This is a genomic window from Allosphingosinicella sp. (genome assembly GCF_059502505.1).
This window is the reverse complement of the sequence record NZ_JCACEU010000014.1, coordinates 408,257-419,893: the sequence shown is the minus strand read 5'-3', so window position 1 is coordinate 419,893 and position 11,637 is coordinate 408,257. Positions and strand designations below refer to the sequence as shown.

The window sequence follows — 11,637 nt, the reverse complement described above, 5'->3', positions numbered from 1 at the left end:
GGGGAACGTCTGTCGGCGAGTCGACAATCGCGTTCATAAAAAAGCTGCTTTAGATTAACAGAGCCGCGGCAATCACCGTCTTGCTTGGATCGCATCCGAAATGGATGTTCTCTTGTCCGAATCGGAGGCGGGATGGACGGACCGGGGCTGTTCTTCGCACTGCTCGGCTTCGTCATGCACGAGGCGCTGCTGTTCGCTGCCTGCGGGTTCCTGCTGCTCGGCGCGAGCGATCTCGCCGTCGATGTCATCTGGATTGCCAAGACGCTGAAGCGGCGGGTCGGCAACAGAATAATATGCGCCGACGTGCTCCCCGCGGCGAGCGAGCCGGGGCTGATCGCCGTCTTCGTCCCCGCTTGGGATGAGGGCGAGGTGATCGGAGACATGCTCCGGATGACGCTCGCGCGCTTCGGCGCAGGCGATTATCTTGTCTTCGTCGGCGCCTATCCCAACGATCGGGCGACTATCGCCGCCGTGAGGACGGTCATCGATCCGCGCCTTCGACTCACCGTCGGTCCGCTGCCGGGGCCCACCACCAAGGCCGATTGCCTCAACCGGCTATGGGAGGCGCTGCTCGAGGAGGAGCAACGGATGGGCCGACGAGCGAAGGCGGTCGTCTTGCACGACGCCGAGGACGTGGTTCACCCGGCCGAGCTGATGCTGTTCGACCGGCTGATCGAGCAGCATGATCTGGTCCAGCTGCCGGTCTTGCCGCTGGTCGAGCAAACCACCTTCGTCTCGAAAAGCTACGCCGACGAGTTTGCCGAGAGCCACGGCAAGGAGCTCGTGGTTCGCCAGGCTCTCGGCGCCAGCATTCCGTCCGCCGGCGTCGGCTGCGCCTTCGCCCGTGAAGCACTGGCCATGATCGCGGCCGAGAATGGCGGGCTCCCGTTCGAAGCCGACAGCCTCACCGAGGATTATGAGCTCGGGCTCAAGCTGCACGCCCGAGGCGCCAAGTCGGTGTTCGTGCGGCTGCGCAGCTCGCGGCGCGGCGCGATCGTCGCCACCAAGGAATATTTCCCGGGGACGCTCAAGGAGGCCGTCGCCCAGAAGTCTCGCTGGATGGTGGGGATCGCGCTCGCCGGCTGGGACCGGCTCGGCTGGAGCGGCGGTTGGGCGGAGCATTGGATGCGGCTGCGCGATCGCCAGTCGGTGCTGGCGGCAGTGCTGATCTCGGCCGCCTATCTGAGCCTCATTCTCATGGGCATCTTGCAGACGAGGGCGCTGATCACGGGCGTGCCGCTCCAGCCGGTCGGCGAGCCGCTGCGGAGCCTGCTCGAGGTCAACCTCGCCATTTTCGCCTGGCGGCTGGCGATGCGCTGCGCCTTCGTGACCCGCGCCTATGGCTGGCGCGAGGGTCTGGCTTCGGTGCCCCGCATCTTCGTCTCGAACCTGATTGCGATGTGGGCGGCGCAACGTGCGATCTATCGCTACCTCACTCTCCGCCGCACCGGCGAGACCACCTGGGACAAGACCGCGCATCGCTTCCCGGCCGAGATACCAGCCGAATGAGTGGCGCGGCGCCGCTGCGGTTCCTCGGGCTGGTCGTCGGCGGATGGGTGGCCGTGCGGGCGGCCTTGCTGGCGCCGGCCTGGTGGCCAGCGGGTGAGGCTGCTGAGTCCGCACCTCCTCCATCAGTGTCGCAGTCGAGAGTGCTCGCTATCTCGCCTGCGCCGTGGCCTCGGCAGGAAGCGACGAAGCTGCTGGTCATGCCAACTCGTCACCCCGGCGAAAGCCGGGATCTCGGGACAGGAAGTCACGGCGGATCTCCACGAGACTCCGGCTTTCGCCGGGGTGACGAGTTCGCTGGACGGGGAGAGGCGTCGCTCCAGCTCCCAGACATGTCGGGGAATGATATTCCTTTGTCCGAGCGGCCCACGCTTCCTACCGCGCCGAGCAGCGTCCGGACCTCCGCAAGCCTGCCGCTACCGCCGATGGGAACCGCTCAGCACCCTCTCCTGCCGAGCCGCTGGTCAATCTCCGCCTGGGCGCTGGTCCGCCGCGGCGAGGGACGGCAACTCGCACCCGGCGGCACGCTGGGCGGCAGCCAGGCCGGAGCGCGGATCACCTATGCGTTGCGGGACGGACTCCTGCTGGCCGGGCGCTTTTACAGTCCGTTGAACGACATGCAGGGAGCCGAGGCGGCGATCGGGGTCGAGGTTCAGCCGATCCGGGCATTGCCGGTGCGGCTGCTGGCCGAGCGGCGGCAGGCGATCGGGCGGGAGGCACGCTCGGCCTTCGCATTGCTTGCTCATGGCGGGGTCGGCGATCAGCCGGTGATCGGTCCGATGACGCTCGATGCCTACGCGCAGGCGGGGATCGTCGGGACCAGGTCGCGCGACGGGTTCGCGGATGGTGCGCTGCGTCTCAGCGTGCCGGTGGCGGCGGATGTCGGTGTCGGGCTCGGCGCCTGGGGCGCGGTGCAGCCGGGCGTGTCGCGCCTCGACGTGGGGCCTCAGGCGTCCTACCGGCTGCCGGCGTTGGGCGGCGGCGTGCGGATTTCGGCCGAGTGGCGGATGCGCGTCGCCGGCGACGCCGCGCCCGGCTCCGGTCCCGCTCTCACCCTCTCCACAGATTTCTGAGCCGCCTGTCCCGGCGCGGGTTCCCTTGGCTTGCCTTCCGCGGCTAGTTTCCGGCGGTGGACATCTACCTTCCCGTTGCAGGCCTGTCGGTCAATGTCCTGGTGATCGTCGGCCTCGGCGCGGTGGTCGGCCTGCTGACCGGCATGGTCGGGGTCGGCGGCGGCTTCCTGACCACGCCGATCCTCATCTTCTACGGCATCCCGCCCGCCGTCGCAGTGGCGTCCTCGACCACTCAGATCACCGGCGCCAGCGTTTCCGGCGTGATGGCGCATCGGCGCCGCAAGGGGGTCGACTATCGGATGGGCGGGGTGCTGGTCGCCGGCGGCATGCTCGGCGCGCTGGCCGGCGGCGGGCTGTTCCGCCTGCTCCAGGACACGGGGCAGATCGATACCGCCATCGCCTTGCTCTACGTGCTCCTGCTCGGCTCGATCGGCCTGCTGATGGCAAAGGAGGCAGCGACTTCGCTCGCCATCATCAAGCCGAGTCCCCGCAAGAAGCCGGCGAGGCGGCGCAACCCGGTGATCGCGATGCTGCCGATGCGGTGGCGTTTCTACCAGTCCGGCCTCTACATCTCCCCGCTGGCGCCGCTGGTGCTCGGCTTCCTCGCCGGCATGCTGACCGTCCTGCTTGGCGTCGGCGGCGGCTTCATCGTCGTGCCGGCGATGATCTATCTGCTCGGCATGTCGACCAGCGTCGTCGTCGGCACCTCGCTGATGCAGATCCTGTTCGTCACTGCCGCGACCACCATCATCCACGCCACCACGACCAAGTCGGTGGACATCGTGCTCGCCGGGCTGCTGCTGCTCGGCAGCGTCATCGGCGCGCAATATGGCGCCCGCTTCGCGCAGAAGGCGAAGCCGGAGATGCTGCGCATGTTCCTGGCCATCCTCGTGCTCGGCGTCGCCGCCCGGATGGCCCTCGAGCTCGGCTGGCGGCCGCCGGACATCTATACGGTGCAGGATCTGTGACGAGGCTGCGCGCCCTCCTCATGCTGCTGATGCTGCCGCTGCTGATGGCGCAGGCGGAGCCCAAGCTCGTGCCGGACGTGTCGCAGCGCCAGGTCGAGATACGCTACAGCTTCACCGGTGCCGAATTGCTGCTGTTCGGCGCGATCCTCTATCCGGGCGGGCGGGTGCCGAGCGATCCCGCTGACATCGTCGTGGTGCTGAAGGGGCCGGTCGAGCCGATCGTGGTGCGCGAGAAGCAGAAGGTCGCCGGCATCTGGATGAACGTTGAGAGCGAGCGCTTCCGCTCCGCCCCCTCCTTTTACGCGGTGGCATCATCCCGTCCGCTTCCCGATTTGGTCGATGACCGCATCGCGGCGATTTACGAGCTCGGCGTCGACAACCTCCAGCTCTCGCCGGGCGCTGGCTCGACGCCGCAGGAGCAGAGGCGCTTCGAGGCGGGGCTGATCGACCTGATGAAGCGGCGGCAGCTCTATTTCGAGGATCCGGACGGCGTCGAGATCAGCGAAGGCGTGCTCTACCGCGCCCGGCTCAGCATCCCCGCGCGAGTGCCGGTCGGTGACTATACCGCCGAGACCTTCCTCATCAAGGACGGAAAGGTGCTCGCCGCAGCGATCCGCGACATCCATATCGAGAAGCTGGGCTTTGAACGCTTCGTGGCGGACGCAGCGGAGGACTGGTCGCTCGCCTACGGCCTGTTCGCGGTTCTGGTCTCCCTCTTCCTCGGCTGGAGCGCGAGCGCGATCTTCAGCCGCCGCACCTGAAGCTCCGGCGCCGCAGCTCGCGTCGAACGGGTTGTTTACCCTTATGATTTAGCGGTTCCGGTCGACCCAGGGGCAATCACGGGAAGAGACGCCGCCATGACCGACATGCTGAACCCGCTCGGCTTTCAGGCTGACGAGAGTGCCGGCCAGCCCGAGCGCGCCGCGCCCACGGTGCCCGCGATCGCGCAGCCGCGGACGGAGCGCCATGCGCATATTGGCGAAGTTATCGAGATTTCCGGCGGCGGCGCCCGCATCCAGGTGGCCGGCGCGGCGCTTCGCGCGCTCGGCCAGGATCCCGATCCCAGCGTCGCCCTCTCCGGACAGGTGGGCAGTCAAGTGAAACTCGAGGTCGGCAAACGCTGGCTCCTCGCCAACGTGCGCAACCTCAAGACCGGCGAGGGCAGCGACGTCGTGCTCGCCGAGATCGACTTCCTCGGCGAAGGCGACGAGCATGAGCAGAGCGGCAAGCTGGTCAACTTCAAGCGCGGCATCACCTGCTATCCCATCCCCGGCAACCGAGTCTTCCCGGTCACCGGCGATGACTTGAAGCAGATGTTCGCCGCTGACGAGCGCGCCCACATCGAGATCGGCACCGTCTATCCGACCAAGGACGTGCGCGGCGCCCTCTACGTCGACGCCATGCTCGGCAAACACTTCGCTTTGCTGGGATCAACCGGCACCGGCAAGTCGACCTCCGCCGCGCTCATCATGCACCGCATCTGCGACATGGCGCCAGAGGGCCACATCGTGATGATCGACCCGCACGGCGAATATTCGGCCGCGTTCAAGGGCTATGGCGAGTTGTTCAACGTCGACAACCTTGCCATGCCCTACTGGTTGATGAACTTCGAGGAGCATTGCGAGGTGATCCTGACCTCGCAAGGCGCCGACCGGCAGCAGGATGCCGATATTCTCGCAAAATGCCTCCTCCTTGCCCGGTCGAAGAACCGGGCAGCCGAGGGGCTCACCAAGCTGACGGTGGATTCACCGATCCCTTACACGCTGACCGATCTCAGCACCGCCATCCAGAACGAGATGGGGATGCTCAACAAGGCGACGGACACGGCGCCTTACATGCGGCTCAAGACCAAGATCGACGAGCTGAAGGCCGATCCGCGCTACAGCTTCATGTTCTCCGGCATGCTCGTCGCCGACAGCATGACCGCGTTCATATCCAAGATCTTCCGCCTGCCCGCCAAGGGCAAGCCGATCTCGATCGTCGACGTGTCGGGCGTGCCGTCCGACATCACTTCTGTGGTGGTCGCGGTGCTCTCCCGCCTCGTCTTCGACTATGCGATCTGGTCACGCAACGAGCTCCAGCGGCCAGTGCTGCTGATCTGCGAGGAGGCGCATCGCTACGTTCCCGCCGACAAGACCTCCAGCGGCCAGGCCGTGCGCAAGATCCTCGAGCGGATCGCCAAGGAAGGCCGTAAATACGGCGTGTCGCTCGGCCTCATCACGCAGCGTCCGTCGGATCTGGCGGAAGGCGTGCTGTCGCAGTGCGGCACGATCATCGCGATGCGCCTCAACAACGAGCGCGACCAGCATTTCGTAAAGGCCGCGATGCCGGAAGGCGCGCGCGGCTTCCTCGACGTGATCCCCGCCTTGCGCAACCGCGAGTGCATCGTCTGCGGCGAGGGCGTGTCGATCCCGATCCGCGTCGCCTTTGATGACCTCGAACAAGCTCGTCGCCCAGCCTCGTCCGACCCGATGTTCTCCGAACTCTGGAAGCAGAGCGGCGAGGAGGAAGCGATGGTCGCCCGCGTCGTCAAGCGCTGGCGCGCCCAGGGGCGCTGAGCTGGAATATAAAGTTCACCGGCTGGGATCTGTCGCATTTCCGGACAACTATTAAGAAATCGCAATTGCCGACTCACCTCTGAATCGACTATTCTGCCCACGGCGCTGTGACACGCCTTTTATCGCTCGCCGCGCATCGGGGCCGGTAGAGCCGATTTCTGGGGGGAATAATGGGTTCGACTGCTTTTCGGCTGATCGCCGGCGCTTTCCTGTTCGCTGCGGCGAGCCCTGCATCGGCGGCCTACATCTTCAACGGCACCGAAGTCGCCATGTTCGACTTTACGAAGGGCAGCAACAACAACGTTCAGGACGGCAATGCCCGCTACTACAGCGCGACGTCACCGGACTTCGGCACCGTTCAGGTGCGCGTCACCGCCTGGAGCCTCGAGAAGGTCAAGACCGGCAGGGACAAGTACGGCAGGGACGTCTACGCGAACTACGTTCGCGACTCCAAGCTGATGGTCTATGACGGTGGCTTGGGTATCATCTCAGGCGACGATGACGGCGGCAGCAGCAACCAGCACACCGCCGACAATGAAGGCCGCAAGGACTTCTTCATGCTGCAGTTCAACGCGCCGGTCGCGCTGATCAGCGCCACGTTCAATACCTACAGCGTGCTCGGCAAGACGAAGGACAGCGACGCGACGATCATGCACGGGTGGAATTATGACACCCTGTGGAATCAGTCGCTGAACCTGGACGGCAAGACCGAGGGCTACCTCAACAGCCTGTTCGACGGCAGCTACGAGTCCCTGGGCGGGAGCTCCAGCAACCACCGCTTCATCAACCCGAACCTCGAATGGGGCAATGTCTGGCTGATCGGCGCGAGCTTCGCGAACAAGGACGGCAAGATCGACGGCTTCAAGCTCAACGATCTCGCGGTCGTTCCCGAGCCGGCGACCTGGTTGATGATGATCAGCGGCTTTGGCCTGCTCGGCGGGGCGCTGCGCCGTCAGCGCAAGGTCGCGCTCGCCGCCGCCTGAAGCGGCAGTTTCGCAGCTTTGCTCAGGGAACCCCTGCGGCATTTGCCGCGGCGCCACCCGCCCCGAGCCGCAGCAAGCTGTCCAGCCTGGACTTGAACGCCTTGAGGTCCGCGCCGCTGAGCTGCGAGCGCATCGTGAACTTCACCGAGGCCGGGTTGATCGCCACCCCGTTGCGATAAAGCTCGTAATGAAGATGCGGCCCGGTCGAGAGGCCGGTCGAGCCGACATAGCCGATCAGCTGGCCCTGTTTCACGTAGCTTCCCGCGTCGGCGATGATGCGGCTCATGTGGCTGTAGCTGGTGGTGAGGCCGCCGGCATGGCTGATCCGCACCTGCTTGCCGTAGCCGCCCGCCCAGCCGGCGCGCGACACGCGGCCGTCGGTGGCCGCGAGGATCGGCGTGCCGTAGCCGGCGCGGAAGTCCATGCCCTTGTGCATGCGCGTATAGCCGAGGATCGGATGGCGCCTCAGGCCGAAATTGGAAGAAACCGAGCCCGGCACCGGCCGCTGCAGCATGCCGCTCGCCTTGCCGACGCCGGAGGCTTCGAACCATTGGGTGCGGCCGCCCTGTTCCCAGGGCATCATCTTCAGGTCCTTGCCGCTGCTGCGCTCCAGGCCCGCATACAGCAGGGCGCCGCTTTCGCTTTCGCCCGTAGCGGCGCGGCGATGCTCGACGATGATGTCGAAGCGATCATCCTCGTCGAGACCGGCAATGTCGAGCTGGGCGGCAAGGGTGCGGATATAGGTTGCCACCGCCTTGGCGGGCACGCCGGCGGCGCGGGCGGAGCGGTAGAGGCTGGTGCCGACGCGGCCCTGGATGCGGAGCGGCGTCTCGTCGATCGAGATCGGCACGCGGTTCAGGACCAGGGCTCCGTCCAGTCGGCGGATCTCCAGCCTCAGGCCGAGGCTGGCGCGGAAGGACAGCGCTTCAAGCGGCCGGGCGACGTTGCGGTTCGGCCGCCGGCCGAGCGTCAGGTCCATCACAGTGCCAGGCTTGAGGTCAGCCGGATTCACGGCTTCAGCGACCATGGCCTCGATCTTCGAAGCTTCCGCGGCGGCGACGCCGGCGCGTTCCAGCACGCGCGTGAAGCCGTCGCCCTGACCGATCGTCGCGAGCAGGTCGACACTCGGCCGCTCCGGCATCTCCGTGAGCGGCACGACCGCGTCGGTTGCAGCCATGCGGCGGCCGGTGTCGGCGCCGTAAGCGAGAGGAGCGATGGCGAGCGCGCGAGATTCCTCCCATTGCGCATCGGCGAGCGGCGGCGGCGAGACGCCGGCTATGGCGTCGAAGCCCGGCGCGAACGAGTAGGTCGCGAAACATAATGCGAGGCAAGTGCCGAGGCCGCGAAACCATTCGCGCGAGCCGATCCGGACGCCGAGATCGACGATGAGGTCGATCTCGCCGGCACGGGCGCGCAGGTCGGCAGTCCGCTCGCGGAAAGTAGGAAGCGGGGCCGGGCGAAGGAGCGCGTGCTCCAGGCTCAGGGCCGTTGCCCCGCCGCCCGCGCCGACGCTGAAATCCCGATGTTGATACACGCTTGAGCCCCCGCAGCCCCGAATAACCCGCCGCGGAAACACGTCCCGCGCCCGGCCCGAGGACTGTGGGAGAAGCTGGTAAAAGTAAAGTTAACGTCGGTTCCAAGGCGGAACGAACGGGACAGGACGTGCCGTCCTTCCCGATGAGCCGAGCCCATTCCCCGGATTAGCCTAAGCTGTTGCGCTTTCTCGCCCGAAGCCCGATCTTCAGTCCATGAGCGATTACGCCCGGGCGCCGCTGACGGCCATTCTGGGGCCGACCAACACGGGTAAGACCCACCTGGCGGTCGAACGCATGTGCGCTCATTCCAGCGGCATGATCGGCTTCCCGCTGCGGCTGCTCGCCCGGGAGGTCTACGACCGCGTCGTCAAGCTCAAGGGCGAGAAGCAGGTCGCGCTGATCACCGGCGAGGAGAAGATCCTGCCGAAGGATGCGCGCTGGTTCCTCTGCACGGCGGAAAGCATGCCGATGGAGCGCGATTTTGCCTTCGTTGCGCTAGACGAGGCGCAGCTCGGCATGGATCCCGAGCGCGGCCACGTCTTCACCGATCGCATGCTCCACGCACGCGGCCGCGAGGAGACGATGATCCTCGGCTCGGAAGCGCTGGCGCCGATGGTGCGGGCGCTGCTCCCTAAGGCGGAGATTATCGGCCGCCCGCGCTTCTCCACCCTGAGCTACGTCGCCCCCACGAAGCTGTCCCGCCTGCCGCCGCGCTCGGCGATCGTCGCCTTCTCGGCGGAGCAGGTCTACGCCGTCGCCGAGATGCTGCGCCGGATGCGCGGCGGCGCCGCCGTGGTGATGGGCGCCCTCTCCCCTCGCACGCGCAATGCGCAGGTGGCGATGTATCAGGCCGGCGAGGTCGATTACCTCGTCGCGACGGATGCGATCGGCATGGGCCTCAACATGGACGTGAGCCACGTCGCCTTCGCCGGCCTCAGCAAGTTCGACGGCAGGCGGCGGCGGCGGCTGACTCCGGCGGAGATGGCGCAGATCGCCGGACGTGCGGGGCGGCACCAGCGCGACGGCACGTTCGGCAGCCTGACGCTGGAAGGCGAGCTCAGCGCCGAGTTCCGCCCGGAGGAGGTGGAGGCGATCGAGGAGCATCGCTTCGCGCCGCTCGACTTCCTCTACTGGCGCGAGGGCGATCCGGACTTCCGCAGCGTCGATGCGCTGATCCGCAGCCTCGAGCGGCGGCCCGACAGGCCCGGCCTCCGCCCGGCGCCGGAAGCCATCGACCTCGCCGTGCTGAAGCGGCTGGCCGAGGATCCGGAGGTTCGGGAGCGGGCGAACGGCTTCGAGCGCGTGCGGCGCCTTTGGGCGGCGTGCGGCCTGCCGGATTTCAGGAAGACCGGACCCGACCATCACGCCCGCCTCGTTGCACGCATCTACGTCCACCTGACGGAAGGCAATGGCCGCATCCCGCAGGGCTGGTATGCCGAGCAGGTCGCCAGGCTCGACAATGTCCAAGGCGACATCGACACGCTCGCCGACCGCATCGCCGGGGTGCGGACCTGGGCCTATATCGCGCATCGCCCCGACTGGCTGGCAGCTCCCGAGGAGATGGCGGAGCGCGCCCGCGCGGTCGAAGAGAAATTGTCCGACGCGCTGCATGAGCGGCTCACCCAGCGCTTCGTCGACCGCCGCACGTCGGTGCTTATGCGCGATGTCGGCAAGGGCGCCGGCGAGTTCCCGGTCGTGATCGACGAGCAGGGCGAGGTCAGCGTCGGCAGCTATTCGATCGGCCGACTGGACGGATTCGAGTTCCAGGTGGACCCGACCGCTCGCCACTCCGACCGCAAGATGCTGCTCGCCACCGCCGAGCGCCGTCTCGGCGGCGAGTTCGAGCGCCGGGCACAGGCGCTGGTCGCCGACAGTGACGAGAATTTCTCGCTTGCCACCGATGCCGACCGGCCGGTCGCCATCCTCTGGCGCGGGCATCTGGTGGCGCGGCTCGGGCCCGGCAAGAACCTGCTCTCGCCACGCGTGTTGCTCGACCAGCGCCTCGAGCGGCTGTCGCCGCGCGGCAAGGAAGCGGCGATCGAGCGGCTGAAGCTATGGGTCGCCCACCAGATCGAGCGCTGGCTCGGCCACCTTCGCGTGGCGGGAATGGCGACCCACGATCCGGGTGCGACCCCGGCACTCCGGTCGGTGCTGGCGATGCTGGTGGACGAGGGCGGCATCGTCGCGCGCGAGGCGGTCGCCAAGCCGCTGGCCCAGCTCGACCGCGATCAGAGGCGACGGGTCTCCAAGCTGAGGATCCGCATCGGCGCGCTCGACCTGTTCATGCCCGAAGTGCTCCGGCCCGAGGCGCGGAGATGGCGCGCGGCCCTCCGAGCCGCCGCGGCCGGCCAGCCGATGCCAGCGATGCCGCCGGAATCGAGCGTCGTCCTGCCGACGCCGGACGACAAGGCTCGCGATCTCCTCACCCGGCTCGGCTTCCGCACGCTCGGACCGCAGATGCTCCGCGTCGACATGGCGGAGCGGCTCGCAAAGCACGCCCATGAGGCGCGCGCGGGGAAGCAGGCGCAGGTGGTCGACGAGGCTTTGGTGACCTCGCTTGGCCTCCAGCCGCAGGCGCTGGCGAAGCTCCTGAAGGATGTCGGCTTCCGCCCCTCCTCGGGAGAGGCCGGTTGGGTGTGGCGCGGCAGGGTGCGCGAGCGGCCGCAGGCGCCGGCCGACCCATCGCACGCCTTCGCTGCGCTGGCGGGCCTCAGGCGTGGCTGACAGCCTGAGGCTCGACAAGTTCCTCTGGTTTGCGCGGATCGTGAGGACCCGCGCGCTCGCCCAGACGCTTGCCGAGGGCGGCCGCGTGCGCCTCTCCGGCCGCACGGTCGACCGTTCGCACGCGCCGGTGAAGGTCGGCGATGTGCTGAGCTTCGCCGTCCACGGCCGCATCCGGGTAATCCGGGTCGAGGCGATCCCCTCCCGCCGCGGCCCGCCCGCCGAGGCACGCACCCTCTACACCGAGCTTCCTGAGACCCCGTTGACGAGCGAAGCGGGCGGGGACTAGGGCG

At 67.5% G+C, this 11,637-nt stretch carries 9 protein-coding genes; 8 read left to right on the top strand and 1 reads right to left on the bottom strand.

Going from position 1 to position 11,637, the window contains the following annotated elements:
* Positions 1–132: 132 nt before the first annotated feature.
* From AC5JBD_RS04300 to AC5JBD_RS04275, 6 genes are all read left to right on the top strand, one after another.
* Entirely contained in the window at positions 133–1,509 is a 1,377-nt protein-coding gene (locus AC5JBD_RS04300; protein WP_495720519.1) for a glycosyl transferase family protein, read from the top strand.
* 422 nt (positions 1,510–1,931) lie between these two features.
* Complete coding sequence (locus AC5JBD_RS04295; RefSeq protein ID WP_495720518.1) at positions 1,932–2,579, top strand: hypothetical protein; 648 nt, start codon at positions 1,932–1,934, stop codon at positions 2,577–2,579.
* 56 nt (positions 2,580–2,635) lie between these two features.
* Complete coding sequence (locus tag AC5JBD_RS04290) at positions 2,636–3,547, top strand: sulfite exporter TauE/SafE family protein (RefSeq protein WP_495720517.1); 912 nt, start codon at positions 2,636–2,638, stop codon at positions 3,545–3,547.
* 44 nt (positions 3,548–3,591) lie between these two features.
* Complete coding sequence (locus AC5JBD_RS04285; RefSeq protein ID WP_495721186.1) at positions 3,592–4,308, top strand: TIGR02186 family protein; 717 nt, start codon at positions 3,592–3,594, stop codon at positions 4,306–4,308.
* Positions 4,309–4,404: 96 nt separating this feature from the next.
* Positions 4,405–6,105 (top strand): ATP-binding protein, encoded by a 1,701-nt coding sequence (locus tag AC5JBD_RS04280; protein ID WP_495720516.1) that lies wholly within the window; start codon positions 4,405–4,407, stop codon positions 6,103–6,105.
* A gap of 170 nt (positions 6,106–6,275) precedes the next feature.
* Positions 6,276–7,088, top strand: coding sequence for a PEPxxWA-CTERM sorting domain-containing protein (locus tag AC5JBD_RS04275; protein ID WP_495720515.1), 813 nt, complete (start codon positions 6,276–6,278; stop codon positions 7,086–7,088).
* 22 nt (positions 7,089–7,110) lie between these two features.
* On the opposite strand, the gene AC5JBD_RS04270 is transcribed toward AC5JBD_RS04275, so the two are convergent.
* A complete protein-coding gene (locus AC5JBD_RS04270) occupies positions 7,111–8,622 on the bottom strand; it encodes a M23 family metallopeptidase (protein ID WP_495720514.1) in 1,512 nt (503 codons plus the stop codon).
* A gap of 214 nt (positions 8,623–8,836) precedes the next feature.
* Between AC5JBD_RS04270 and AC5JBD_RS04265 the strand changes: the two genes are divergently transcribed.
* Both AC5JBD_RS04265 and AC5JBD_RS04260 read left to right on the top strand, forming a co-directional pair.
* A complete protein-coding gene (locus AC5JBD_RS04265) occupies positions 8,837–11,347 on the top strand; it encodes a helicase-related protein (protein WP_495720513.1) in 2,511 nt (836 codons plus the stop codon).
* Positions 11,340–11,633, top strand: a complete 294-nt coding sequence (locus AC5JBD_RS04260) for an RNA-binding S4 domain-containing protein (protein ID WP_495720512.1) — start codon at positions 11,340–11,342, stop codon at positions 11,631–11,633. The genes AC5JBD_RS04265 and AC5JBD_RS04260 overlap by 8 nt, the downstream gene beginning before the upstream one ends.
* The last annotated feature ends 4 nt before the right edge of the window (positions 11,634–11,637 follow it).

What these genes read in the sequence shown, in the direction of transcription:
- AC5JBD_RS04300 (WP_495720519.1), top strand. Translation starts at nt 133, where the DNA reads ATGGACGGACCGGGGCTGTTCTTCGCACTGCTCGGCTTCGTCATGCAC.
- AC5JBD_RS04295 (WP_495720518.1), top strand. Translation starts at nt 1,932, where the DNA reads ATGGGAACCGCTCAGCACCCTCTCCTGCCGAGCCGCTGGTCAATCTCC.
- AC5JBD_RS04285 (WP_495721186.1), top strand. Translation starts at nt 3,592, where the DNA reads ATGGCGCAGGCGGAGCCCAAGCTCGTGCCGGACGTGTCGCAGCGCCAG.
- AC5JBD_RS04280 (WP_495720516.1), top strand. Translation starts at nt 4,405, where the DNA reads ATGACCGACATGCTGAACCCGCTCGGCTTTCAGGCTGACGAGAGTGCC.
- AC5JBD_RS04275 (WP_495720515.1), top strand. Translation starts at nt 6,276, where the DNA reads ATGGGTTCGACTGCTTTTCGGCTGATCGCCGGCGCTTTCCTGTTCGCT.
- AC5JBD_RS04265 (WP_495720513.1), top strand. Translation starts at nt 8,837, where the DNA reads ATGAGCGATTACGCCCGGGCGCCGCTGACGGCCATTCTGGGGCCGACC.